This is a genomic window from Roseovarius halotolerans (genome assembly GCF_900172255.1).
GTDB classification, from domain to species: Bacteria; Pseudomonadota; Alphaproteobacteria; order Rhodobacterales; family Rhodobacteraceae; genus Roseovarius; species Roseovarius halotolerans.
Genome location: NZ_FWFU01000003.1, coordinates 172,158 through 197,521, shown reverse-complemented (window position 1 = coordinate 197,521; position 25,364 = coordinate 172,158). Strand labels below are relative to the sequence as shown.

The window sequence follows — 25,364 nt, the reverse complement described above, 5'->3', positions numbered from 1 at the left end:
TTACAGCTGGTCGGGCGGCGTGGCCTCGCGCGAAAGGGCTGTGATCACGTCATCGAGCGCCTGCACGCTGGTCTGTTTCTCACCAAGGCGGCGCAACGATACCGTGCTTTCCTCGACCTCTCGCAAGCCGCAGGCCAGGATCACCGGGACCTTGCCGACAGAGTGTTCGCGCACCTTGTAATTGATCTTTTCGTTGCGGATGTCGGCCTCCGCCCGCACACCAGCGGCGCGCAGGGCTTCAACCACCTTGGCGACGTAGGCGTCGGCTTCGGACACGATCGAGGCCACCACGACCTGCCGCGGTGCCAGCCAGAAAGGCAGTTTGCCAGCGTGTTCCTCGATCAGGATACCAATGAAGCGCTCGAAACTGCCCAAGACCGCGCGGTGCAGCATGACGGGACGATGCTTGGCGCCATCCTCGCCGATATAGGTCGCGCCGAGCCGTTCGGGCAGGACAAAATCCACCTGCAGCGTTCCGCATTGCCAATCGCGCCCGATTGCGTCGGTCAGCACGAATTCCAGCTTTGGACCATAGAAAGCGCCTTCGCCGGGGTTGAGCTCGAATTCGGCTCCGGCGGCCAGTGTCGCGGATTTGAGCGCGGCTTCGGATTTGTCCCAGACCTCGTCGCTGCCGGCGCGCTTTTCGGGCCGGTCCGAGAACTTCACGGCGAATTTCTCGAACCCCAGATCGCGATAGATCTCGGACAAAAACCCAATGAATTTCTGGGTTTCCGACTCGATCTGATCTTCGCGGCAGAAGATATGCGCATCGTCCTGCGTAAAGCCGCGCACCCGCATTATTCCGTGCAGCGCGCCCGAAGGTTCGTAGCGGTTGCAACTGCCGAACTCGGCCATGCGCAGGGGCAGATCACGATAGGACTTGAGGCCCTGGTTGAAGATCTGGACGTGACAGGGGCAGTTCATCGGCTTGAGGGCGTTGATGGATTTCTCGCGGGCGTGGTCTTCGTCGACTTCGACGATGAACATATGCTCCTGATACTTGTCCCAATGGCCTGACGCCTCCCACAATTTGCGGTCGACAACCTGCGGGGTGTTCACCTCGACATACCCGCCACTGCGCTGTTTGCGGCGCATGTAGTCTTGCAGGGTGGTGTAGATCGACCAGCCATTGGGGTGCCAGAAAATCTGTCCCGGCGCCTCTTCCTGCATGTGGAAGAGGTCCATTTCACGACCCAGCTTGCGGTGGTCACGCTTCTCGGCTTCCTCAAGGAAGTTCATGTATTCCTTAAGTTTTTCGCGATTCATGAAGGCCACGCCATAGATGCGTTGCAGCATCTGGCGGTCGGAATCCCCGCGCCAGTAGGCACCGGCGACGGACATCAGCTTGAAGGCGTCGGCGGGGACCTGGCCGGTGTTCTGGAGGTGGGGGCCGCGGCAGAGGTCTTGCCAGGGGCCGTGCCAGTACATGCGCAGGGGTTCGGTGCCGGGGATGGCCTCGATCAGCTCGACCTTGAAGGGTTCGCCATTGTCCTCATAGTGCCGGATTGCGCGCTCACGGTCCCAGATCTCGGTCCGCACGGGGTCACGCAAGCTGATGATTTCCTTCATCTTTTTCTCGATTGCGCCGAGGTCTTCGGGGGTGAAGGGCTCGGCGCGGTCGAAGTCGTAGTACCAACCGTTCTCGATGACGGGGCCGATGGTGACCTTGACGTCGGGCCAAAGTTCTTGGACGGCGCGGGCCATGATGTGGGCGAGGTCGTGGCGGATCAGTTCGAGCGCCGGAGCTTCGTCCTTCATGGTGTTGATTTCAATGGAAGAATCGGCCTCTATCGGCCATTGGAGATCCCAGTGCTGGCCGTTCACATTGGCCGAGATCGCCTTTTTGCCAAGCGAGGTCGAGATATCTGCCGCCACTTCGGCGGGCGTGATCCCGGCATCGTAGTGGCGTTGGCTATCGTCAGGAAAAGTAAGGGAAATCTGGGCCATTGGCCTGAAGCTCCTCGTCGGTTTGGCGCCCACGGAACGCCCGGTTGCGGGTATGGTCTGGTTCGACCCGGTTTTACGCCTTGAGGAGAGCAAGTCAAGCCGGGTGTTTCCGTACAAAACGTCTGTTTTGTACGGCGGTTTTGTACCGAAACCGCGGATGTAGCGCCAGGGTTTGTACAAAACCCGGAAATCCGCCCCGAAACGCGCGCCAAAACGGTTTGCTCAGGGCCGCGCCGGGATGCAAGATTGGCCGCAACATGACACAGCATCAAACAGCGATGAAGCGAGAAGGGCCGGCATGAGCGACGCAGATATCCTGACCACAGCCGAGGGGCGCAGGCTGGCCTATCACCGGAGTGCGGGCGCGGCGCCGGGCGTCGTTTTCCTGGGCGGGTTCAAATCCGACATGGAGGGCACCAAGGCGGTGCATCTGGAGGCCTGGGCACGCCGGAACGGGAGAGCGTTCCTGCGGTTCGACTATTCCGGGCACGGGCTGTCATCCGAAGAGTTCACAGATGGCTGCATCGGCGATTGGACGACTGATGCGATGACGGCGATCAGCGAGCTGACCGAGGGGCCGCAGATCCTGGTCGGGTCGTCGATGGGCGGCTGGATCGCGCTGTTGTGCGCCCGGGCGATGCCCGAGCGGGTGGCAGGGCTGGTGACAATCGCCGCCGCCCCCGATTTCACCGAGGATTCCATGTGGGCGGGGTTCGACGAGGCGCAGCGCGCCGCGCTGATAAATGAAGGGCAGGTGGCGCTGCCAAGCGACTACGGCGAACCCTATGTCATCACCCGCCGCCTGATCGAGGACGGGCGCGATCACCTCGTGCTGCGTGCGCCCTTGTCGCTGCCGTTCCCAGTGCGGTTCCTGCAGGGCACGGCGGATGAGGATGTGGAAATGGCGGTGGCGTTGCGGCTGCTGGATCATGCGCGCGGCCCCGACATGCGCCTGACGCTGGTCGATGGCGCGGATCATCGGTTTTCCGACCCCGACTGCCTTGGGTTGATCGAGGCCGCGCTGGAGGAGGTATTGTCGCGGGCGGGTGGTGGCGCTTGACGCTGCGCAGGCCTGTGGCAAGGTGGGCGGGCACGATCCCGAAGTCAGAAGGAACAGAGCCGTATGCGTGATCCCTTGGTGCTGCTGCCGGGATTGATGTGCGATTCCCGATTGTTTCGAGACCAGATCGAGGCGCTGAGCGCCGATCACGCGGTCATGGTCGCGCCGGTGTCGCAGGGCGAGCGGATGGAGGAGATCGCCTCGGCGTTGCTGGATCAACTGCCGCCGCGCTTTGCGCTGGCGGGGCATTCGGTCGGCGGGATGGTGGCGATGGAAATCCTGCGCCGCGCACCCGATCGGGTGCTGCGGCTGGCGCTGATGAATACATCGCCTCTGGCCGAGACGCCGCAAGCGGCGGCGGATTACGAGCCCGCGATCATCAAGCTGAAATCGGGCCGTCTGGACGAGGCGGTGCAGGCGTTGATACCTGCCGAGTCACTGGCGCCGGGCAGTCGCCGTCAGGCGATGGTGTCCGAACAGGTGGCAATGGCGGCGCGGGTCGGCGAGGGCGCGATCATCCGCCAGATCAGGGCGATGCAGCGACGGCGCGATTACCAGCCGGTATTGCGCCGCTGCCGGGTGCCGACGCTGGTTCTGTGCGGGGCCGAAGACGCGTTGATCCCTGTGAAGCGGCATGGATTCCTGGCGGAACTGATCCCCTATGCGCGCCTTGAGGTGATAGAGGGCGCGGGCCACCTGACGCCGATGGAGGAGCCGGAGGCGACGACGGCGGCGCTGCGGACCTGGATCGCGCAACCCTATGTCCTGCAAAGCCGCACGGATGCCTGAACCCGGACAGAGCTGGCAGGCGCGGCTGCGGCGCAGCCGGCGGCGGGTCCAGGTCTGGAGCAAGCGGAGGCTGCCGCCGGGGACAAGACTGCTGGCGGGGCTGCTGCTGATGCTGGGTGGGGTCTTTGGATTCCTGCCGGTGGTCGGGTTCTGGATGTTTCCGCTGGGTGTGGCGGTGGCCGCCCTCGACGTGGTCCCTGTCTGGCGCTGGCTGCGCTGGCGCTGGCGCGGTGAAGGCAGGGACGGGCGCGACAGCGGCCCGGATCGCTGAGGCGCATCCGGGCCGCGCTGTCGGATTTCTCAGGCCGCCTTGGATTTCCTGGCGCCGTCCTTCTTTTTCTTCTTGCGCGGTGCGGTGCGGTTGCGCTGCGCCGGTGCTTCGGAATTGGCGTCGATGAAATCCAGAACCAGCGGGCGGATATTGTTGCGCCAGCTGCGCCCGGCGAAGATGCCGTAATGCCCGGCCTCGGGCTCGACATGGCTGGCCTTCATGCTGTCGGGCAGGCCGGTCAGAAGATCGAGCGCGGCGACGCATTGACCGGGGGCCGAGATGTCATCCTTGGCACCCTCGACTGTCTTGACCGCGACCTTGGTGATCGCGCCGATATCGACCTTGTGGCCGCGCACGGTGAAGGCATTGCGCGCGATTTCGAGGTCCTTGAAGATGCGTTCCACCGTGGACAGGTAGAATTCCGCGGGCATGTCCATGACGGCGAGATACTCGTCGTAGAACTTGTTGTGCGGGTCGCGGTCGCTGGCCTCGCCGCGGCTGACGCGCAGGATCTGATCGGAAAACGCCTTGGCGTGGCGTTCGCCGTTCATCGACATGAAGGAGGAAAGTTGCAGGAGACCCGGATAGACCGAGCGCCCGACGCCCTTGTGCTTGAAGCCGACGCGCTGGATCATGGTTTCCTCGAGCTGGCCCATCGTGACGCGGCGGCCGAAATCGGTCACGTCGGTCGGGGTGGCGTCGGGGTTGATCGGGCCGCCGATCAGGGTCAGCGAGCGGGGCTGGGATTCAGGTTCGAGTTCAGCGAGGTAGGCGGTGGCGGCCAGGGTCAGGGGCGCGGGCTGACAGACGGCGATGACATGCAGGTCGTTGCCGAGCGCGCGCATGAAATCCATCAGGTAGAGGGTGTAGTCCTCGATGTCGAAGCGGCCGGCGGAAACCGGGATGTCGCGGGCATTGTGCCAATCGGTGACATAGACTTCGCAATCGGGCAGCAACGAGCGCACGGTCGAGCGCAGGAGAGTCGCGTAGTGACCCGACATCGGCGCCACCAGAAGCACGCGGCGGTCCATCTCGTCGCGTCCGGCGACGTCGAAATGGATGAGGTCGCCGAAAGGGGCCTCGACCACGGTTTCGATATTGATCAGGTGATCGCGCCCGTCTTCGCCGGTGATGGATTCGATGCCCCAGTCGGGCCGGGCTGTCATGCGCTGAAAGGTGCGTTCCGTAACCTCGCCCCAGGCGGCCATCCATTGCAGCGCGGGGTTTGGCGTCATGGCGAAAACCGGATAGGATGCAATCGACAGGGCCGATGCGCCCAACCATTGGTTCGTGTTCCGGAAGGTTTCCATCAGGTCATATGTCATCATGTAACGCATCGACGTCTCCTTCTGAACCGGCGGATCGGTTCGTTTCGCCGCACTGTCCGGCCGGAAGGTGGACGGTATGCTGCATAGCAGAAACTTAAAAGGGATTCGTGAATATGGCAACGAATGAGGAGGTCGCGGGTGAGACTCTCGATAAAATGACCGAGAATCTGGCGCGGATCGAGGAGTTGTCGCAACGGTTGATCAAGGCGCTTTCCGCAAGAAACCCGCCCAATCCGGGGTTGAGCGGCCCGTCGCAGGAGCTGTTCGCGCGTGCGGCGTCGTCCTATTGGGCCGAGATGCTGGAAAACCCCGGCAAGCTCTATGAGCGGCAGTTGCAGTACTGGGGCGAATCGGTGCGCCACTTCGTTGAGGCGCAACAACAGCTGGTGCAGGGCCATGCGCCGGAGCCCGGCGAGCTGACGGATGTGGATGAATCGCTGAAGGGCGACAAGCGATTCGCGAATCCGCTGTGGGAGACGCATCCGTTCTTTCATTACGTGAAGCAGCAATATGCGCTCAATGCCCGCGCGATCCGGGACGCGGTGCAGGAGGTGGATGATCTCGATCCGGTCGAAAAGCGGCGGCTGGAGTATTTCTCGCGCCAGATCATCGACATGATGAGTCCGACGAATTTCCTGGGCACCAATCCCGACGCGCTGGAAAAGGCGGTGGAGACCGAGGGCGAGAGCCTGGTGCGGGGGCTGGAGAACCTGGTGGCGGATCTTGAGGCCAATCACGGCGAGATGCTGGTGCGGCTGGCGGATGAGAGCGCGTTCGAACTGGGCCGCAACATCGCCACCACGCCGGGCGAGGTGGTCTATCGTAACCGGATGATGGAGCTGATCCAGTATGCGCCCGCGACCGAGCAGGTGCATGAAACGCCGGTGGTGATCTTTCCGCCCTGGATCAACAAGTATTACATCCTCGATCTCAAGCCCGAGAACAGCCTGATCAAGTGGATCACCGAGCAGGGCTATACGCTGTTCGTGGTGAGTTGGGTAAACCCGGATGCCAGCTATGCCGATGTGGGAATGGCGGATTACGTCGAAGAAGGGTTCATGACCGCGATCCGCGAGGCCAAGGCGATCTGCAACACCAAGCAGGTCAACGCGGTGGGGTATTGCATCGCGGGCACGACGCTGCACCTGGCGCTGGCGCTGTTGGCGAAGCGGGGCGACAAATCGGTGCGCTCGGCGACGTTCTTCACCGCGCTCACGGATTTCTCGGAGCAGGGCGAGTTCACGCCATTCCTTCAGAATGATTTCGTCGACGGGATCGAGAGGGAGGTCGCCGAACAGGGGGTTCTGCGCTCGTTCATCATGTCGCGCACGATGTCGTTCCTGCGCTCGAACGACCTGATCTATCAGCCCGCCGTGCGCAGCTACATGATGGGCGAGGCGCCGCCGGCATTCGACCTTCTGTTCTGGAACGGCGACGGCGCGAACCTGCCGGGGCGCATGACGGTCGAGTATCTGCGCGGGCTGTGCCAGCAGAATGCATTCGTCAACGAGGGGTTCGACCTGTGCGGCGAGCGGCTCCATATCAAGGATGTGAAAATCCCGCTGATGTCGGTGACCTGCCAGAGCGATCACATCGCCCCCTGGAAGGACTGCTATCGCGGGTTTCGCCAGACCGGCGCCCGCCAGCGCGATTTCATCGTGTCGCAGTCGGGCCATATCGCGGGGATCGTCAACCCGCCCTCGAAGAAGAAATACGGCCATTACACCAATGACGACCTGAGCGGGGATGCCGAGGCCTGGATGGCGGGCGCGACCTTCAACGAGGGGTCATGGTGGCCGCGCTGGGAGGCCTGGCTGCGCAGGCGTTCGGGCAAGAAAGTTGACGCTAGGACACCCGGCGATTCGGCCCATCCGCCGCTGGCTCCGGCGCCTGGAACCTATGTAAAAACCAAGTCAAGCGACTGATTTCATTGCACTTCCATATTTATGCTGCAGTGCAGCAAATTGGGGTTGATTTTCTGCGCTGCAGCGCGCATATTGTTTGCAGACGCAGAAACGTGCGAAACAACTCGCAGCAATGCAAAGCAATCAAGGATTGGATTTACCAATGGCCAAAGCACAAGACTTCAGCACCGTCATGAAAGACATCATGGGCGCATTCCCCGTCGACACCAAAGCGATGGAAGACGCCTTCAACAGCCAGGCAGCCCTGAGCGAGAAGCTCTCGGGTGTGGCGCTGGACGCGGCAGAGAAATCGGCCGACATCTCGAGCAAATGGGCCAAAGAGACCCTGTCCAAGATGACCGAGATGAGCAAAGCCAAAGCCGAGCCGGCTGACTATGCCAAGGCAATGACCGATTTCGCATCGGCAAACGCCGAAGTGGCCGCCGAGAACATGGCCGCCTTCGCCGAAATCGCCAAGAAAGTTCAGATGGACACCGTCGAACTGATGATGAGCGCCGGCAAGGACATGCAGGAAGACGCCGCCAAGGCCGTCAAGAAAGCCACCGACGAGGTGACTTCTGCTGCCAAGAAAGCAGGCGCCGCCAAGTAAGCGGTAACAGACATACGGCCTGATCTCCTCCTCCTCCCTGAGAGGGCCGGTATGACAAGGGCGAGCCAATTGCGGCTCGCCCTTTCTTTTTATTCTGCACTGGCATAAGCTATGCTGCAGCGCTGAAACATCCGGGAGGACCGCGCAGTGGCCGAGACAGAGAAACCGTTACTGATCAAACGCTACGCCAGCCGCCGTCTGTATAATACCGAGACATCGGATTACGTGACGCTGGAAGATATCGCGGAGTTCATCCGCGACGGGCGCGAAGTGCAAATCATCGACCTGAAATCGGGTGACGACCTGACCCGGCAATACCTGTTGCAGATCGTCGCCGAACACGAAAGCCGCGGTGAAAGCGTGCTGCCGATCAGCGTTCTGACCGATCTGGTGCGCAGCTATACCACCCAGGCCACCAGCGTCGTCCCTGAGTTCCTGGCCGCCAGCTTCGAGATGCTGCGCGAAGGGCAATCGGCGATGATGGAGAACATGACCAAGAATAATCCGCTGGCCAGCATGCCGGGCATGGAGGCGATGCGCGCCCAGCAAGAGGCCTTCATGAAGGCGGTCACGGGCGGGATGGGCGGCCTCAAGAGCGGCCCCGAGCGCGAGGAGTCCAAGCCGTCGGCGGCGGCAGGAGAGGACGAAGACCTGAGCGAGATTCGCAAGCAGCTTGCGGAATTGCAGGAAAAACTGTCGAAGATGCACAAGTGACCGGGTGATGGTCGACAGTCCGGGCCGGATAACGCTCTGGGGTATCGAAGTGTTCATGGCGGCCGCCGATGAACGCTCGATTTCGGCAGCGGCCAAGCGCCTGGGGGCGAGCCCCTCGGCGGTGAGCCAGCAATTGACCAACCTTGAAAGCGCGGTGGGCGCGACGCTGTTGCAGCGCAACGCGCGCCCCGTGCGCCTGACGCCGGCGGGCGAGATCATGAAGCGCCATGCGCAGGTGATCCTGAACGAGGCGACGCAGGCGCGCGCCGAACTGGCGATGTCCGACCTGTCGATGCTGACCCGGTTCCGGCTGGGCATGATCGAGGATTTCGAGGCCGATGTGACGCCGCGATTACTGACGCATATGGCGACCGAGATGCGCGGCTGTCAGTTCCTGCTGGAGACCGGCGCGAGCCATTACCTGTTCGATCTGCTGGACCAGCGGGCGCTGGATGTGATTGTGGGCGCCGATCTGGGCACGCCGGGCGATTGGGCCGAGGTGCACCCGGTGCTGCGCGAGGGATTCGTGGTGGTGACGCCCAAGGGGGCGATCGACCCGCAAAAGGACGTGCTGCGCCAGCTGAAGCGCATGGCGCTCGTGCTTTACACGCAGCGCCATTACATGGGGCGGCTGGTCAGTGCGCATCTGACGCGCCAGAGCATGACCCTGCGCCACCGGTTCGAAATAGACAGCTATCACGCCATCATGGCGCTGGTCGGGCAGGGGGCGGGGTGGACCATCCTGCCGCCGCTGGCCCTGATGCGGGCGCGCCGTTTTGCCGACCAGATCGATGTGATGGAGCTGCCGTTCGAGCCGCTGTCGCGCACCATCAGCCTGACCGCGCGCAAGGATATCCTGGGCGAAATGCCCGCCAGCGTCGCCGGAACGCTGCGCCCGATCCTTCAGGAGCGCATCGTGGACCCGGCGATCGCGCGCTATCCGTTCCTTGAGAAAACGCTGACGGTGCTGTGAGGCACCTGCGCGTTCATGTGCCGTAGCTGCGCGCTTCGCCCATCACGTCGCGTGCGGCGGCGATCAGTGCATCGGCGATCAGATCGAGTTCGGGGCGCTGGAGGCGCGCGGGCAGGCGCACGTCGCAGGCGCGCATCAGCATGGCGCGGGTGCGCGGCAGCGGGCCGGGATCCTGCGGCAGGAAGCCCCAGTTCCAGAAGGCGCGGGCGTTGTCGGTGGACAGGCCGAAGATCTGCACCTTGATGCCACGCGCCTGGGCGGCGCTGGCAAAGGCGCTGGCGTCGGCGTCGCTCATGGCGATCAGGTTGAACTGGATCGAATCCGGCGCGCGCTCTTCGGGGGCGAGCTTCGGCGGGACCTGTAGCCAGGGGCTGGCATTGAGTTTCGCCGCGACATGGTCGTGATTGGTGCGCCCGTCGGCGACGCGGCGGGGGATCTCGGCCAGCTGCGGGCGAATGATCGCGGCGCTGAGGTTGTTCATGCGCAGGTTATAGAGGGGCAGGCGGTTCTGCCAGCGGGCGAAGGCGGCGGCGAGGTCGGGATCGTCGCGGCCCATATGCTTGGCCCAGTTGTGTTCATAGGCGCCGGACATGATGACGGCGCGGGCCACCAGGTCGGCATCGTCGGTCACGAGGATCCCGCCTTCGCCGGCATTGAGCAGCTTGTAGGACTGGAAGCTGAAGCAGCCGACTCGCCCGATCGTGCCGATCTTGCGCCCCGCCCACGTAGTGCCGAGCGAATGGGCCGCGTCCTCGATCACGGGGATGTCGCGGGCGGCGCAGAGCGACATGATCGCGTCCATGTCGCTGGTATGGCCGCGCATGTGGCTGACGATGACCGCCTGCACATCGTCCAGCCGGGCGGTGAAATCGGCGACGTCGATGCGGTAGTTCTCGCCGACCTCGCACAGGACGGGGATGCAATCGGCATGGATCACCGAGGAGGGGACCGCGGCGAAGGTGAAACCGGGGATCAGCACGCGCGCGTCGCGCGGCAGGCCGAGCGCCTTGAGCGAGAGGAACAGGGCCGCTGAGCAGGACGAGACCGCCAATGCGTAGCGGGTGCCCATATGGGCGGCGAATTCCTGCTCGAGCAGGGTCACCGGCGCATCCTGCGGCGCTGTATAGCGGAAGAGGTCACCCGACTGCAGCATCCGGTCGATTTCGGCGCGGGCGGCTTCGGGGATGGGTTCGGCGTCGAAGGCATTGGGCGGAAGGGTCATCTTCTTCGGCTTTCCTGAAGTGTGTTTTCGGGAAAACTAAAACATATCCGCGCGCGGCCCAAGCGAAATCTCTGTGACAGGGTGCCACGGCGGTAAAACGCATCGGGCGCCCGCTGAGGGGCGCCCGAAGGGTCGCGAGTGGCGTGCGGGTTACGAGCCCGAGCGCGTGACCTGCATCATGCCGTCGCCCGAATTGAGGGCCTGGTCGACATAGGCACGGCTCTCGGAGGGGGTGCGGTCGCCGATCAGCACACGCTGGCCGCGCTTCTGGGCGACGTCGATCATGTGGATGTCGTGCTCGCTCAGCTGGTTGAAGCTGGCCTCGCTGTAATGGCGGGGCATCATTTCGATCTGGCTGTAGTCCATCGCGCTGACGGGCAGGGCGACGGTGGCCGCGAGGGTCGCGCCGATGACGAGGGCGCCAAGACCGCGGGTCGGGGTATGTGTCGTTCTGGTCATGTCTGTCTCCTTTTTCGGTTTCGCTGACTACAAGCTATGGGGGGAGGGGCATGGGGCAAAACACGACTGGAACACGGATCGGTGAGGCGGGCCGTGAGCAGGGCCGCGTGTGAAGTCTGTTATCGGTGCGTGAGGGGGGTGGCGCGATCGGTGTGAGACAAGACAGACTATTGATATGTATGTAAAAATCAGCGTCCAGTGCGAGAAAGCCCGGCGCTGCATCCGGTGTCTGAAATCATGCGCGGTTCGGGCGGAACACGATGCGGACACGACACGGTGAGTGGCGCGCGGCGCGTTCAGACGCCCAAGCGGTCGCGCATGGCGAACCATGTCATCGCCAGCACCAGAAGCGGCGAACGCAGCGCGCTGCCGCCCGGAAAGCCGGGTGCGGGCACGCGCGCCATGGTGTCGAAACCGTCGGCCTGACCGCGGATCGCGTCGGCCATCAGCTTGCCCGCATGGGTGGCGCTGCCGACACCGTGACCGGAATAGCCCGAGGCCGACAGCATGTTGGGCGCGGGGCGCGTGAGGTAAGGCATGCGCTTCATGGTGATTCCGAGCGTGCCGCCCCAGGTGTAATCGAACCGCACATCCGCAAGATGCGGGAAAATCTGCGCCATCGGCTTGCGCACGGTGGCACCGATATCGCGCGGAAAGCGGTAGCCATAGCTTTCGCCGCCGCCGAAGAGCAGGCGCTTGTCGGAGCTGAGGCGAAAGTAATTCACCACGAACTTGCTGTCGGCCACGGCGATGTCGCGGGTCAGCACGCGGGCGGCCTCGTCGCCAAGGGGTTCTGTCGCGGCGATGAAATTGTTGATCGGCATGACGCGGGCCGCGACCTTGGGTTCAAGACCGCCAAGATAGCCGTTGCAGGCGAAGATCACGTGATCGGCGCTGACCGCGCCATGCCCGGCCTGAACGCGCGCCGGGCTGCCCTTGTGGACCTGCGAGACCAGCGTGTTTTCATGGATGCGCACCCCGGCGTCCCGCGCCGCGCGCGCCAACCCGAGCGCGTAGTTGAGCGGATGGAGATGCGCCGCGCTCATGTCGAGCGAGCCGCCGACATAGCGCGGCGAGGGGCAGATCGCCTGCGCGGCGTCGCGATCCAGCTTTTGCAGTTCGCCATAGCCGTAGCGCGTGGCGAGATGGTCGGCATAGGCATGTTCGGCGGCGGTCTCGGCCTCGGAAAAGCACATGTGCGCGATGCCGGGTTTCAGATCGCAATCGATCCGGTGGCGCGCGATCAGGGATTTCACCAGCGCCTTGGCGTCTTCGGCCAGATCCCAGAGCTTTGCGGCATCGTCCGGGCCGACCAGCTCTTCCAGCGCGTCCTGTTCCATCCGCTGGCCCGAGCCAAGCTGTCCGCCATTGCGCCCGGAGGCGCCGAACCCGACGCGATGCGCCTCGAGCAGCACCACGTCGAGCCCGGCCTCGGCCAGGTGCAGCGCCGCCGACAGCCCGGTATAGCCCGCACCGATGATACAGACATCGGCCCTGGCCTGTCCGCGCAGCGGCGCGAAAGCATCGAGCGGGCGGGCGGTGGCGGTATACCAGCTGTCGGGATACTGGCCCTGCCGGTCATTGGCGAAGAGCAGATTCATGGGTCGGGCGGTCCGCTCTCAGACGTTCATCAGAAGGTGTTCGCGCTCCCAGGGGCTGATGACCTGAAGGAATTCCTCGTATTCGGCGCGTTTCACGATGGAATAAACGCGGGCGAATTCCGGTCCCAGGATGTCATGCAGGTCGGTGGCCTCGTCGAACATGTCGAGCGCCTCGCCGAGCACGCGGGGGATATCGGGTTCGCCCTCATAGGCATCGCCCTTGAATTGGGCGTCGGGGCGGGTTTCGTTCATCATCCCCAGAAGCCCGCACGCCAGGCTGGCGGCGATGCCGAGATAGGGGTTGCAATCCATCCCGGCCATCCGGTTTTCGACCCGTCGCGCCTCGGGCGGGGAGAGCGGCACGCGGATGCCGGTGGTGCGGTTGTCGCGCGCCCAGGCCAGGTTGATCGGCGCGGCGTGGTCCTTGACGTAGCGGCGGTAGGAATTGACGTAGGGCGCCAGCACGGCCACGGCGTCGGGCAGGTGTTTCTGCAGGCCGCCGATGAAGTGGAAGAACGCGTCGGTTTCGCCGCCCTGCGGGCCGACGAAGAGGTTGCGCCCGGTCTCGGGATCAAGGATCGAGTGGTGCACATGCATCGAGCTGCCCGGCTCGTCCTCGATCGGCTTGGCCATGAAGGTGGCGAAGCAGTTATGCTTGAGCGCGGCCTCGCGGATCAGGCGTTTGAAATAGAACACTTCATCCGCCAGCTTGACCGGGTCGCCGTGGCGCAGGTTGATTTCCAGCTGTCCGGCGCCGCCTTCCTGGGTGATGCCGTCGATCTCGAATCCCTGGGCCTCGGCGAAATCATAGATGTCGTCGATCACCGGGCCGAATTCGTCCACGGCGGTCATGGAATAGGCCTGACGCGCGGCGGCGGGCCGGCCCGAGCGGCCCATCATCGGCTCGATCGCCTTGGCCGGATCGAGGTTGCGCGCCACAAGGAAGAATTCCATTTCCGGCGCGACCACGGGGTTCATGCCGTGTTTGCGGTAGAGATCGACCACCCGCTTGAGCACGTTGCGCGGGGCGAAGGGGATCGGCTTGCCGTCGCGGTTATAGGCGTCGTGGATCACCTGAAGGGTCCAGTCGCCGGTCCACGGGGCGGCGGTGGCGGTGGACATGTCGGGCTTGAGGATCATGTCGCGTTCGATGAAGCCCTCGTCGCCCGCCGCCTCGCCCCAGTCGCCGGTGATGGTCTGGAAGAAGATCGAATCCGGCAGGTGGAAATGCTGCTGGCGGGCGAATTTCGACGCCGGGACCGCCTTGCCGCGGGCGATGCCGGGCAGGTCGGCGATGATGCATTCCACCTCGTCGAGGCGGCGGCCTTCGAGATAGGCCTGCGCCGCCTCGGGAAGGGTGTCTGTCCAGTCGGCCATGTCAGCGCTCCTGTTTGAAGAATGCGGCGATGCGTTCGGCGATGGCGTCGCTTGCGATCGGGGCATCGAGTTGGGTTTCGGCCTGTTGCAGAAGGGGGTCTGGCACCACGCCGGGGCCGCGATGGCGAAGCAGCTGACCGATCATATGCGCGGTGAACTCGGGATGCGGCTGGATCGTGTAGGCGCGGTTGCCGTAAAGCAGCGCGGCATAGGCGCAGGCGTCGTTGCTGCCGATCACCTCGGCATCCCGCGGCAGCTCCACCACCTGGTCCTGGTGCCAGGCATTGAGCGGCAGATGCGCGCCCTCGATCTCGTATTCGGTGCGCCCGATGACCCATCCGCCGGGATGCTTCACCACCTTGCCGCCAAGGGCCTGGGCGATGATCTGGTGGCCAAAACAGACCCCCACCAGCGGGCGGCCATCGGCATAGACCGCGCGGATGAACGACTCGAGCGGGGCGATCCAGGGGTGGTCCTCATAGGCGCCGTGCTTGGAGCCGGTGATGAGCCAGCCATCGGCGTCGGCGGGGCTGTCAGGATAGTCCTCGTCGACGACGTTCCAGGTCTGGTAGCTAAAGCCATGCCCTTCGAGCAGGCGCGCGAACATGGCGTCATAATCGCCCAGTTCACGGCGCACGATATCAATGGCATGTCCGGTCTGCAGAATCCCGATCTTCATGGGAGCTCCATAATTTGATCAAATTCAGGCTAACCCAGGCCGGAGGCGCGGGCAAGCCCCTCGCTTGCACGCTGACGGGATGGTGCCTTGCGCCACAGCTTACACCGTTTCGAGATAGGTTTTCCACTGGGCTTCGGGGGCGATGTCGCGCATCAGGCGCAATTCCTGGCGCTTGGTCATCACCAGGTTGGCGATGAGTTCGCGGGGGAGGAATGTGGCGAGCAGCGGGTCGCCCTCGAAACGGTCGATCGCGGCTTCCCAGTCCGAGGCCATGCGCGGCAGGTCGTGCTCATAGGCGTTGCCGGTGATCGGGTCGGGGGGCTCCATCCCTTCCTCGACCCCGGTGATCGCGGCGCCGAGGATGGTGGCGAAGCTGAGATAGGGGTTGATGTCGCCCCCGGCGGCGCGGTGCTCGATGCGGCGCGCCGCGGGCGGGCCGCCGGGGATGCGGAGCGCGGCGGTGCGGTTCTCATAGGCCCAGGCGGCGCTGATCGGCGCGTGCGAGCCGGGGACGAGGCGCGCGTAGCTGTTGGCATGGGGCGCAAAGACCAGGGTCGAAGCGGGCAGTGCCGCAAGGCAGCCCGCCACTGCGGCGCGCAGTGTGTCGGTGCCCTTGGCGCCGCCATCGTCGAAGACATTGCGCCCGTCGCCATCCAGCACCGAGAAATGCAGGTGCATCCCGTTGCCCGCGTCATTGCTGAAGGGCTTGGCCATGAAGCTGGCGGAAAACCCGTGCCGGTGCGCCAGCCCCTTGATCAAGGTCTTGAAGAGCCAGGTATCGTCGGCGGCGCGCAGTGCGTCCTGGTGATCGAGAGTCACCTCGAACTGGCCGATCCCGGCCTCGCTGGTTGCTGTCTGCGCCGGGATGCCCATGGCCGCGCAGGCCTCGTAAAGCGCGGTCAGGAACGGGTCGAACGCATCCATCTGCGCCATCGAGAGGATCCCCGGCGCTTCGAGGCGGCGCCCCGAGCGCGGGTCGCGCACATGGCGAAGGGCCTCGCCGCTGTCATCGACCAGGGTGAATTCCAGTTCGGTCGCGGCGATCACCTGCCAGCCGCGCTCGCCGAAACGGTCCAGCACCCCGACGAGCGCATGGCGCGGGTCGCCCTCGAACGGCGTGCCGTCTTCGTGGTGCATGGCCATCGGCACCAGCGGCTGGGGCGCATCGAGCCAGGGCAGGGGCACCGGGCCGCGCCCTGTGGGATAAAGCACCCCATCCGCATCGCCCGAGTCAAAGACCAGCGGCGAGCCTTCGATATCGGCCCCGAAAATATCCACGTTGAGCACGGAAAGCGGCATCCTGACCGCGCCTGCATCGAGCTTCAAGGCATAGGCGCCGGGGATGCGCTTGCCGCGCATCTGGCCATTGAGGTCGCAGGCGGCGACCCGGATCGTGGGATGATCGGCAAGCTCCATCGCGGAACACTCCTGAAAACAGCGCTCCCAGAGGCTAATCCGTCATTGCGCCGGACGCCACAAGAATTTGATCAAAATATCGCGCGGAGCGCCGGACCGCGCCCTTCTTCTGTTCCGAAAATATCCCGGGGGGAGTCCCGGACCTGTCCGGGACGGGGGGCAGCGCCCCCCCCCCTTTGGCGCCCTCAGCCCGCGACGGATGCGTCGTAAATACTGCGGATCGACTCGCCGATCGTGGCGTTGAACTCGTCATCCGTCTGTGCGTCAGACAACCCTTCGGTCAGGGCGCGGCTGAAACTTGCGACCATGCCGGTGTTGCGCGCCAGCCGGGCATTGGCCTCGTCGCGCGCATAGCCGCCCGAGAGCGCGACCACGCGCATCACGCGCGGATGGGCGATGAGCGGCGCATAGAGATTCGCCGACTCGGGCAGGGTCAGTTTGAGCATGACCTGGCTATCCTCGGGCAGCGCATCGAGCTCGGCGGCGATGGCGTCGCGCAGGATATCCTCGGCCTCGGCCTTGTCGGCGATGCTGATCGTGACCTCGGGTTCGATGATCGGCACGAGGCCATGACCGAGGATCTGGCGGCCGACCTCGAATTGCTGCGCCACAACGGCCTTGATCCCTTCGGGATTGGCGGCGTTGATGACCGACCGCATCTTGGTGCCGAAGATCCCGGCCTTCACCGCCCGTTCGAGCAGCGCATCGAGATCGGGCATCGGTTTCATCAGCTGGACGCCGTTTTCCTCGTCCGCAAGCCCTTTGTCGACCTTGAGGAAGGGCACCACGCCGCGCTCCTGCCAGAGGTAGTCGGGTGCGGGCTTGCCGTCGATATCGCGCTCCATCGTCATCTCGAACAGGATCGCGCCGATGATGTGATCGCCGCTGAAGGCCGGGGCACGGGCGATGCGCGAGCGCATCTCGTGGATGAGGTCGAACATCTCGGCATCCGAGCTGTAGCGGTCCTCTTCGATGCCATAGAGGCGCAGGGCCTTGGGGGTCGAGCCGCCCGACTGATCGAGCGCCGCGATAAAGCCGTTTGCGTTGCGGACCTGCTCGGCCTGACGTTCCCTGGACATGATCTGACTCCCCGGTTCATGGACGTTGTTTTACTGCCTCGCGCCTGCGCGCGCGAGGGTCTGCGCCGTCTTAGGCGAGGGGGCGCATTTATGCAATCGTGGTGGCGCTAACGGGTGGCGCGTGGCGGTCCGGTTTCAGAGAGTGCCGGCCTGAGCAAAGGAGATGAGGCGCCGGGACTCCTCGTCCCAGAGATTGAGCCGCACGGTATGAAGGCTTTCGCGGATCGTCATGCGATTGCTTTGGGCCAGTTCCGCATGATCGCGCAGGACTTCGGGCAGGCGATAGAAGGGGATGCGGCTGTAAAGGTGGTGCACATGGTGGACGCCGATATTGGCGCTCAGCCATTGCAACACCGGCGGCAGCACGTAATGCGAGCTGCCGTGGAGGGCGGCGTCATGCAGCTGCCAGTCCTCGTCGTCATCCCAATGGGTCGTTTCAAACTGGTGCTGCACGTAGAACAGCCAGACCCCGGCCGTGGCCGCAAGAAGTGTCGAGGGCAGGAAGATCAGCAGGATCGGCACGAGGCCGCCGAAATAGAGGACAAGCGCGACCCAGACGAAGATCGCGGCATTCGTGCACATGGCGCTGACCCAATACCTGGCATTGCCCATCAGCCCCAGCGGCAACCGGTTCTGGAGCAGGAACAGGTAGCCCGGCCCGAGGCAGAACAGGACAACGGGATTGCGATAGAGCCTGTAGATCAGCTTGTTGAGCGGCGTGAGTGCGTGATATTCGGCGACGGTGACGGTATGGATGTCGCCCATCCCGCGCCGCCCGAGATTGCCCGACGAGCTGTGGTGAATCGAATGCGAGCGCCGCCACACGTCATAGGGTGTGAGGGTCAGGACACCAATCACGCGTCCGAGCCAGTCGCTCAGGGTCCGGTTCTGAAAGAATGCGCCATGCCCGCAATCATGCTGGATGGCGAAGAGGCGCAGCAGGAAACCCGCGTTCACGAGGGACAGCGAAACGGTCAGCCAGTAGCTGATCGACATGGACCACCATGCAAGCGCCCATAGGATCAGGAACGGCCCCAGCGTGACCGCGAGTTCAAATGAACTGCGCAGCGGGTCGGGTTCACGATATTCTGCGAGGATTCGGATCCAGTCCCGTGCAGGACGGGCCGCGCCAAGCTGTCGGGCAGCTTCGGATTGATCGGGCATTGCCTGCTTTCTCATTTGTTGTGCCGACCTGTTACAAGATCGGAGGCTCTTCGCAAAGCTGTCTTTTTGAAGCAGGCGCAAAGATACCGCCGCACTGTCCCGCGCCGGGGTGCAGCACCCGGCAGGGGCGGTCTCACGTCTGGAGTGCGGCCACGCCGGGGAGATCCTTGCCTTCCATCCATTCAAGGAAAGCGCCGCCCGCGGTCGATATATAGGTGAAATCCGCCGCAGCGCCCGATTTGTTCAGGGCCGCGACGGTATCGCCGCCCCCGGCCACCGACACCAGTTTGCCCGCGCGGCTGAGTGCTGCGGCATGGGCGGCAGCGGCATTTGTGGCGGCGTCGAAGGGTTCGATCTCGAAGGCGCCGAGCGGCCCGTTCCAGATCAGCGTGCGCGCAGCGTCGAAGGCGGTGGTGATGCGGGCCACCGATTGCGGCCCGGCATCGAGGATCATCGCATCCTCGGGGCAGGCATGGGCGGGCACGGTTTCATGCGCCGCACCGGCCTTGAATTCGCGCGCCACGACCACGTCGGCGGGCAGCAGGATCTCGCAGCCCGCGGCCCCGGCCTTGGTCATGATCTGGCGGGCGGTGTCGGCCATCTCGTGTTCGCACAGCGATTTACCCACGCTCAGCCCCTGCGCGGCCAGAAAGGTGTTGGCCATGCCGCCGCCGATCACCAGTTGATCGACCCGTTCCACGAGGTTGCCCAGGAGGTCGAGCTTGGACGAGACCTTGGCGCCGCCGACCACCGCCACGAGAGGGCGCTGCGGCGTGCCGAGCGCGGCCTCGAGCGCCTCGAGTTCGGCCTGCATGAGGCGACCGGCGCAGCTTGGCAAGTGGCGCGCCAGCGCCTCGGTCGAGGCATGGGCGCGATGGGCGGCAGAGAAGGCATCGTTGCAGTAGATGTCACCGAGGCCCGCCAGGCGCGCGGCGAAATCGGGGTCATTGGCCTCTTCGCCGGGGTGGAAGCGGATATTCTCGAGCAGCAGCACCTCGGCGGCGCGGGCCTCGTCGGTGAGGTTCTCGGCGCCGTCGAGGGTCTCGATGAAGGTGACGCGCCGCCCGAGCGCCTTTTCCAGCGCGGGCACAACCGGGCGCAGTGACATTTCATCCACCACCTTGCCCTTGGGGCGGCCGAAATGGGCGATCAGCATGGGCTTGCCGCCCGCCGCGAGGATCGCCTCGATGGTGGGCGCGATGCGGGTGATGCGGGTGGCGTCGGTGACGCGGCCGTTCTCGATGGGAACGTTGATGTCGACGCGGGTCAGCACCGTCTTGCCGTCAAGATCCATGTCGTCGAGGGATTTCCAGCTCATGCCCACCAGTTCTGCTCCTGTCGCCATACCAAAACGCGCGCTTCTCATGGCCTGTCGGGGGCGGGGCGTCAAGCTCTGCGCTTGGCAATCGCGGCGTGGCGTCTTAGGTATCGGGCAACAAGTGTAGTGAAGGAGGGCCAGATGGCCGAAATCAAGGATCCCGAGAACACCGTCCTGATCGAGTTGAAGGACGGCACGGTCACCATCGAGCTGATGCCCGACATCGCGCCGGGCCATTGCGAGCGGATGAAGGAGCTGGCGCGCAGCGGCCAGTATGACAACGTGGCCTTTCACCGGGTGATCGACGGCTTCATGGCCCAGACCGGCGATGTGGCGAATGCGAACATGGAAAAGGATTACAATCCCGGTCGGGCAGGCACCGGGGGCAGCGATCTGCCGGACCTCAAGGCCGAGTTCAGCCGCATCCCCCATGACCGCGGCACCATCGGCGCGGCGCGCAGCCAGAACCCGAACAGCGCCAACAGCCAGTTCTTCATCAATTTCAGCGACAACCATTTCCTCAACGGGCAATACACAGTCTATGGGCGGGTGATTTCCGGCATGGAGCATGTGGACGCGATCACGCGCGGCGAGCCGCCCGCAAATCCCGATCGGATGATCAGCGTGAAGGTGGCGGCTGATGCGTAAACTGGCCGTTCTTTTCAGCCTGATGGCCGGCCCGGCGCTGGCCACCGGCTTGCAGGTCGAAGTGGCGGGCGAGGCCAATGGCACCGTCACCATCGACCTTTTCGAGGATGTCGCCCCGCAGCATGTGGAGCGGATCACCGCGCTGGCCGAGGCAGGCGCTTATGACGGCGTGGTGTTTCACCGCGTGATCGAGGGCTTCATGGCTCAGACGGGCGATGTGGAGTTCGGCAAGCTCGAGGGCGGCGACATGCGCCGCGCCGGGATGGGCGGCAGCGAACTCCCCGATCTTGAAGCCGAGTTCTCGGATATCGCCTTCGAGCGCGGCGTGATCGGCATGGCCCGCAGCCAGGACCCGAACAGCGCCAACAGCCAGTTCTTCATCATGTTCGCCCCGGCGACGCATCTCAACGGGCAATATACCGTTGTCGGCGAGGTGACGGATGGCATGGATGTGGTGGATGCGATCAAGCGCGGCGCGGGCCGAAACGGTTCGGTCGTCGGCAAACCCGACGTGATGCAGTCGGTCACGGTCACCGAGTAGGCCATGCAGGCCACGGGATACGAGCCGCTCGACACGCTCAAACCCGTGGCCGACGGGCTCTGGCTGATCGATGGGCCGGCGATCCGCTTTTTCGGAATGCCGTTCTCGACCCGCGCCACCGTGGTGCTGTTGGCGAATGGCGATCTCTGGGTGCATTCGCCGACGCGGCTGACCGACGGGCTGCGGCGCGAGCTTGACGCGATCGGCCCGGTCCGTCACCTGATCGCGCCGAACTGGCTGCATTACGCGCATCTCGATGACTGGCAGGCCGCCTATCCCGAGGCGCAGGCCTGGGGCGCGCCGGGTGTGGAAGCGCGTGCGCGCAAGAAGGGGCTTGCGCTGCGGATCGACCACACGCTGCAATGGGATCGCGCCGAGGCGCCGTGGGACGGTCAGATCGAGCAGATGATCGTGCGCGGCAGCAAGCTGCATCGCGAGGCGGTGTTCTTTCACCATGCCAGCCAGACCCTCATCTTGACCGACCTGATCGAGGCCTTCGAGACCGCCAAGCTGCCGGTCTGGATGCGCCCGCTCGTCTGGATCGCCGGGATCGACGATCCCGATGGCACCATGCCGCCCGACATGCGGCGCAGCTTTCGTGATCGGACCGCATTGGGCACGGATCTGGAGCGGATGATCGCCTGGGCGCCCGAACGTGTCATTATCGCGCATGGCCGTTGGTACGAGAGCAACGGCGTCGCCGAACTGGAGCGTGCCTTTCGCAAGGTGCTGAACCACAGCCGCTGGGACAAGGCGATCGGCGACATGAAGGCGCGCGAGAGGGATGCCGGGCGGCGCTGAGCGGCCAGTTCCGGATGCCTCCGGCGGGCGTATTTCGAGCAAGACGCGGCTCGCGCTGCTGCCTTCATCTGGCGAAAAATACCTCGGGGGAGTCGCAGCTTGCTGCGACGGGGGCAGCGCCCCCATTCCCGCCTAGCGGATGATGTTGATCCTGAGCTTCAGGCCACGGCGCGCGCTCTGGGGCAGGTGGCGGTTGAGGCGGCGGTTGATCAGACCGAAAAACGCGATGATTCCCAGTGTCAGCAGGATGAAATAGCCAGCAAGGATCGGGTAGGGCACGAAGGGATTGAAGGTCTTGTCGGCGAAGAAATTGGCATAGTAGAGCGCATCGCCGCGTTGCTGCCAGGCCGGGAAGCCGGAAAAGAACACCAGCGTCGTGGCGTGAAACAGGAAAATCGCCTCGTTGGTATAGGCCGGCCAGGCGAGGCGCAGCATGGTTGGCCAGACGATGCGGCGAAAGCGCGGCCAGCCCGAGAAGCCATAGGCGTCGGCGGCCTCGATATCGCCCTTGGGGATTGAGCGTAGCGCGCCGTAGAAAATCTCGCCGGAATAGGCGGCGGTGTTGAAGAACAGCACGATCAGCGCCCCGAGCCAGGCCGAGGTGAAGGGATCGAAGGCCGGACTGACGGATTTCAGTTGCAGGAAGGCGAAATAGGCGAAGAAGAACTGGATGAAGAGCGGCGAGCCACGAAAGACGAAGATGAACCAGCTCGCGCTTTTGCGGATCGCCCGGTTCTTGGCGCCCTTGCCCACGGCCAGCGCAGTTGCGAGGAAAAACCCCGCCAGAAGCGCCAGCGCGCCGAAATAGATGTTCCAGAGCAGCCCCGAGCCGATCAGAGTCACCTGTTCGCACAGGGTGAAGCCTTCGCGCGGGAGCAGGCGCTCGCCGATCCCGAGGCTGCGCAGGCCGTAGTCCTGGACTGTCTGCCAGCAGCTCATGCGGTGACCTTTCGCTGCGCTTCGCCGCCGCTGGTTGCCTGTCCGCGGGTCAGTTTCAGCATCAGCCGTTCAAGGTAGATCTCGGAAATCCGCGTGAAGCCGAGGTAGAAGATCAGCAGGGCCAGGAAATACCACATCCGCCAGTCGCCATGCGGATACTCTGTGAAGCGCGGGTTGGCGGTGCCGCCGAGACTGCGCGCCCAATAGACGATGTCCTCGATCCCGAGGAGAAACAGAAGCGGCGTTGCCTTGACCAGCACCATCCACAGATTGCTGAGGCCGGGCAGCGCATAGACCCACATCTGAGGTACGAGGATGCGCCAGAAGGTCTGGCGGCGGGACATGCCATAGGCTTCGGCGGTTTCGATCTGCGCATGGGGCACGGCGCGCATGGCTCCGAACAGCACATTGGCGGCAAAGGCGCCGAACACGATCGAGAAGGTCAGCACGGCGAGGAAGAAGCCATAGACCTCGTGAACCCATTGCGCGGTATTCCCGCGCGGCAGCTTGGCCTGGGCGCAGACGATGAAATCATTGCCCTGGCGGATCGGCTGATCCCAATCGGGGCAGAGCACCTGGTGGCGGACCCATTCGAAGCCCTGATCGAGAGCGATCACGAAGAAGAGGAAGAAAGCAATATCGGGGACGCCGCGCACGATGGCGATATAGCCCTTGCCGAACCACGCGACGGGCCAGATGCGAGAGCGCGCGGAGGCCGCGCCGAAGAAGCCGAACAGCAGCGCCGAGGGGGCGGTGATCGCCAGCAACAGCAGCACCGTGCCGAAAGAGAGGTAGAACTGCATGTGCTTGCCGGTCGTGAGGTAACACGACAGCCAGGTCAGGCCGGAGAGCGTGTCTGGATCGGCGCAGTAGGAGAACATGGGGTGCGTCCGCTGGTTTCCGCCTTGGCGAGGGCGCGCCCGGCCGGGGCCGGGCGCGCCTCAGTGGTTCAGAAGGTCGAAGCGACGTCCCATTTCTCGATCATGGCATTGAGGCTGCCATCGTCCTTCATGGACTGGATCGCCGCGTCGAGCGTGGCCTTCAGTTCAGGGTCGGATTCACGCACGCCCAGGCCGACGCCGCCGCCGAGTGCCACATCGGGGCCGACGATCATGAGATCGGCATCTTCGTCCGCGACGGGGGTGAGGAAGGACTTGTCGGCCAGCACCGCGTCGGCTTCGCCGTTGCGCACGGCGGCGATGGTTTCCTCGGGGGTGGCGAATTCGACCAGGGTCGCGCCGCTTTCGGCAACATATCCGGCCTGAATCGTTCCGGCCTGCGCCGCGATCACGCCGCCTTCGAGATCGACGTCCTCGGACATGGCAAGGTAGGCCGAGGGATCGGGCGGCGTGTAGTTCTGGGTGAAGTCGATCACTTCGTCGCGTTCGTCGGTGATCGACATGCCCGCGATGATCACGTCATAGTTGCCCGAGACGAGGTTGGGGATGATCGAATCCCAGTCATTGGTGACCCATTGGCAGTTGAGTTCGGCGCGCTTGCAGAGCTCGTCGCCCAGTTCGCGCTCGAACCCGTCCACCTCGCCGGAATCATTGATGAAGTTCCACGGGGGGTAGGCGCCCTCGGTGCCGAGGCGCACCACATCCTGGGCCATCGCCATGCTGGCCGAGATGGCCAGAGCAGCGGTAGAAAGAATGATTTTCTTCATGAGGTTACTCCCTTTTTCTTGATGTGATCAGGCGGCCATCGTCGAGCTGAGAAACTGCTGCAGCCGCCCGGATTTGGGGGCGCCGAAGAGGGTGTCGGGCGAGCCCTCCTCTTCGATCAGCCCCTGGTGCAGGAAGATGACGTGATCCGAGACATCGGCTGCCATCTTCATGTCATGTGTGACGATCATCATGGTGCGCCCCTCGGCGGCGAGGGCCTTGATGACGCGCACGACCTCCTGTTCGAGTTCGGGGTCGAGCGCGCTGGTGGGTTCGTCGAAAAGCAGTGCCTCGGGCTCCATGCAGAGCGCGCGGGCGATGGCGGCGCGCTGTTGCTGGCCGCCTGAGAGCTGCGCGGGGTAGGCATCGCATTTGTCGCCGATGCCGACCTTGTCGAGGTAACGACGCGCGGACTCCTCGACCTCGGCACGGTCGCGCCCCAGTACGGTGACGGGCGCTTCCATCACGTTCTGCAGGATGGTCAGATGCGCCCAGAGATTGAATTGCTGAAACACCATCGAAAGATTGGTGCGGATGCGCAGCACCTGTTTGAAATCCGCCGGGTGACGATGCAGCCCGCTGCCGCGCCATTTCACCGGCTCGCCCTTGAACAGGATATCGCCCTGCTGGCTGTCCTCCAGAAGGTTGGCGCAGCGCAGGATCGTCGATTTGCCGGAACCCGAAGAGCCGATGAGCGAGACCACGTCGCCGCTATGGGCGGTGATGTCGACGCCCTTGATGACCTCAAGCGCACCGTAGGCTTTGTGCAGGTTGCGGATTTCGATGACCGGCGTGGGTTCTGACAAGGGCGGTATCCGTTGGTTGCAGACAGGTCTGACCCGACAATAGGACGGAAAAAA

Annotated in this window: 25 protein-coding genes; 10 read left to right on the top strand and 15 right to left on the bottom strand. The window is 64.2% G+C overall.

Going from position 1 to position 25,364, the window contains the following annotated elements; translation table 11 throughout:
- Positions 1-1,947, bottom strand: coding sequence for a threonine--tRNA ligase (gene thrS, locus ROH8110_RS11985; protein ID WP_085818036.1), 1,947 nt, complete (start codon positions 1,945-1,947; stop codon positions 1-3).
- Positions 1,948-2,245: 298 nt separating this feature from the next.
- Between thrS and ROH8110_RS11980 the strand changes: the two genes are divergently transcribed.
- The 3 genes from ROH8110_RS11980 (at position 2,246) to ROH8110_RS11970 (ending at position 4,067) form a co-directional block, all read left to right on the top strand.
- Positions 2,246-3,007, top strand: a complete 762-nt coding sequence (locus ROH8110_RS11980) for an alpha/beta hydrolase (RefSeq protein ID WP_085818035.1) — start codon at positions 2,246-2,248, stop codon at positions 3,005-3,007.
- A gap of 63 nt (positions 3,008-3,070) precedes the next feature.
- Positions 3,071-3,796: an alpha/beta fold hydrolase gene (locus ROH8110_RS11975; protein ID WP_085818034.1), complete on the top strand. Its 726-nt coding sequence runs from the start codon at positions 3,071-3,073 to the stop codon at positions 3,794-3,796.
- Positions 3,789-4,067 (top strand): hypothetical protein, encoded by a 279-nt coding sequence (locus ROH8110_RS11970; RefSeq protein ID WP_085818033.1) that lies wholly within the window; start codon positions 3,789-3,791, stop codon positions 4,065-4,067. Before ROH8110_RS11975 ends, ROH8110_RS11970 begins: the two co-directional genes overlap by 8 nt.
- 29 nt (positions 4,068-4,096) lie before the next feature.
- Here the strand turns inward: ROH8110_RS11970 and phaZ are convergent, their stop codons facing one another.
- The gene (phaZ, locus tag ROH8110_RS11965; RefSeq protein WP_085818032.1) at positions 4,097-5,404 is read right to left on the bottom strand and encodes a polyhydroxyalkanoate depolymerase; all 1,308 of its coding nucleotides are present in this window, start codon (positions 5,402-5,404) and stop codon (positions 4,097-4,099) included.
- 104 nt (positions 5,405-5,508) lie between these two features.
- On the opposite strand from phaZ, the gene phaC reads away from it, so the two are divergent.
- The 4 genes from phaC to ROH8110_RS11945 all read left to right on the top strand — a co-directional run bounded on the left by phaC (position 5,509) and on the right by ROH8110_RS11945 (position 9,596).
- A complete protein-coding gene (gene phaC / locus ROH8110_RS11960) occupies positions 5,509-7,320 on the top strand; it encodes a class I poly(R)-hydroxyalkanoic acid synthase (protein WP_085818031.1) in 1,812 nt (603 codons plus the stop codon).
- Between the two features lie 142 nt (positions 7,321-7,462).
- Entirely contained in the window at positions 7,463-7,909 is a 447-nt protein-coding gene (locus ROH8110_RS11955; protein ID WP_085818030.1) for a phasin, PhaP, read from the top strand.
- A gap of 147 nt (positions 7,910-8,056) precedes the next feature.
- Positions 8,057-8,623: a polyhydroxyalkanoate synthesis repressor PhaR gene (gene phaR / locus ROH8110_RS11950; RefSeq protein ID WP_085818029.1), complete on the top strand. Its 567-nt coding sequence runs from the start codon at positions 8,057-8,059 to the stop codon at positions 8,621-8,623.
- A 7-nt stretch (positions 8,624-8,630) separates the two neighbouring features.
- The gene (locus ROH8110_RS11945; protein WP_085818028.1) at positions 8,631-9,596 is read left to right on the top strand and encodes a LysR family transcriptional regulator; all 966 of its coding nucleotides are present in this window, start codon (positions 8,631-8,633) and stop codon (positions 9,594-9,596) included.
- A gap of 13 nt (positions 9,597-9,609) precedes the next feature.
- Here the strand turns inward: ROH8110_RS11945 and ROH8110_RS11940 are convergent, their stop codons facing one another.
- From ROH8110_RS11940 to ROH8110_RS11900, 9 genes are all read right to left on the bottom strand, one after another.
- The gene (locus ROH8110_RS11940; protein ID WP_085818027.1) at positions 9,610-10,818 is read right to left on the bottom strand and encodes a DegT/DnrJ/EryC1/StrS family aminotransferase; all 1,209 of its coding nucleotides are present in this window, start codon (positions 10,816-10,818) and stop codon (positions 9,610-9,612) included.
- Positions 10,819-10,968: 150 nt separating this feature from the next.
- Complete coding sequence (locus ROH8110_RS11935; RefSeq protein ID WP_085818026.1) at positions 10,969-11,277, bottom strand: hypothetical protein; 309 nt, start codon at positions 11,275-11,277, stop codon at positions 10,969-10,971.
- Positions 11,278-11,573: 296 nt separating this feature from the next.
- Complete coding sequence (locus tag ROH8110_RS11930) at positions 11,574-12,878, bottom strand: NAD(P)/FAD-dependent oxidoreductase (protein ID WP_085818025.1); 1,305 nt, start codon at positions 12,876-12,878, stop codon at positions 11,574-11,576.
- Between the two features lie 18 nt (positions 12,879-12,896).
- Positions 12,897-14,255: a glutamine synthetase family protein gene (locus ROH8110_RS11925; protein ID WP_085818024.1), complete on the bottom strand. Its 1,359-nt coding sequence runs from the start codon at positions 14,253-14,255 to the stop codon at positions 12,897-12,899.
- Position 14,256: 1 nt separating this feature from the next.
- Complete coding sequence (locus ROH8110_RS11920) at positions 14,257-14,934, bottom strand: type 1 glutamine amidotransferase (RefSeq protein ID WP_085818023.1); 678 nt, start codon at positions 14,932-14,934, stop codon at positions 14,257-14,259.
- A 99-nt stretch (positions 14,935-15,033) separates the two neighbouring features.
- Positions 15,034-16,350 carry a glutamine synthetase family protein gene (locus ROH8110_RS11915; protein WP_085818022.1) on the bottom strand — a complete coding sequence of 439 codons (1,317 nt, stop codon included), beginning with the start codon at positions 16,348-16,350 and terminating at the stop codon, positions 15,034-15,036.
- A 185-nt stretch (positions 16,351-16,535) separates the two neighbouring features.
- Positions 16,536-17,429 carry a fructose bisphosphate aldolase gene (locus ROH8110_RS11910; RefSeq protein ID WP_085818021.1) on the bottom strand — a complete coding sequence of 298 codons (894 nt, stop codon included), beginning with the start codon at positions 17,427-17,429 and terminating at the stop codon, positions 16,536-16,538.
- 135 nt (positions 17,430-17,564) lie between these two features.
- A complete protein-coding gene (locus ROH8110_RS11905; RefSeq protein WP_245962866.1) occupies positions 17,565-18,593 on the bottom strand; it encodes a fatty acid desaturase in 1,029 nt (342 codons plus the stop codon).
- A 133-nt stretch (positions 18,594-18,726) separates the two neighbouring features.
- Positions 18,727-19,911 carry a phosphoglycerate kinase gene (locus ROH8110_RS11900; RefSeq protein WP_085818019.1) on the bottom strand — a complete coding sequence of 395 codons (1,185 nt, stop codon included), beginning with the start codon at positions 19,909-19,911 and terminating at the stop codon, positions 18,727-18,729.
- 141 nt (positions 19,912-20,052) lie between these two features.
- Between ROH8110_RS11900 and ROH8110_RS11895 the strand changes: the two genes are divergently transcribed.
- From ROH8110_RS11895 to ROH8110_RS11885, 3 genes are read left to right on the top strand one after another with little or no spacing between them, the layout of a single operon-like run.
- Complete coding sequence (locus tag ROH8110_RS11895) at positions 20,053-20,559, top strand: peptidylprolyl isomerase (RefSeq protein WP_085818479.1); 507 nt, start codon at positions 20,053-20,055, stop codon at positions 20,557-20,559.
- Entirely contained in the window at positions 20,552-21,100 is a 549-nt protein-coding gene (locus ROH8110_RS11890; protein ID WP_085818018.1) for a peptidylprolyl isomerase, read from the top strand. Before ROH8110_RS11895 ends, ROH8110_RS11890 begins: the two co-directional genes overlap by 8 nt.
- A gap of 3 nt (positions 21,101-21,103) precedes the next feature.
- On the top strand, positions 21,104-21,901 hold the full coding sequence (locus ROH8110_RS11885) for a DUF4336 domain-containing protein (RefSeq protein ID WP_085818017.1): 798 nt from the start codon (positions 21,104-21,106) through the stop codon (positions 21,899-21,901).
- 132 nt (positions 21,902-22,033) lie between these two features.
- On the opposite strand, the gene ROH8110_RS11880 is transcribed toward ROH8110_RS11885, so the two are convergent.
- The 4 genes from ROH8110_RS11880 to ROH8110_RS11865 form a co-directional block, all read right to left on the bottom strand.
- Positions 22,034-22,840, bottom strand: a complete 807-nt coding sequence (locus ROH8110_RS11880; protein WP_085818016.1) for an ABC transporter permease — start codon at positions 22,838-22,840, stop codon at positions 22,034-22,036.
- Complete coding sequence (locus ROH8110_RS11875; RefSeq protein WP_085818015.1) at positions 22,837-23,721, bottom strand: ABC transporter permease; 885 nt, start codon at positions 23,719-23,721, stop codon at positions 22,837-22,839. Before ROH8110_RS11875 ends, ROH8110_RS11880 begins: the two co-directional genes overlap by 4 nt.
- Positions 23,722-23,789: 68 nt before the next feature.
- Positions 23,790-24,506 carry a transporter substrate-binding domain-containing protein gene (locus ROH8110_RS11870; RefSeq protein ID WP_085818014.1) on the bottom strand — a complete coding sequence of 239 codons (717 nt, stop codon included), beginning with the start codon at positions 24,504-24,506 and terminating at the stop codon, positions 23,790-23,792.
- A gap of 27 nt (positions 24,507-24,533) precedes the next feature.
- On the bottom strand, positions 24,534-25,310 hold the full coding sequence (locus ROH8110_RS11865) for an ABC transporter ATP-binding protein (protein ID WP_085818013.1): 777 nt from the start codon (positions 25,308-25,310) through the stop codon (positions 24,534-24,536).
- Between the last annotated feature and the right edge of the window lie 54 nt (positions 25,311-25,364).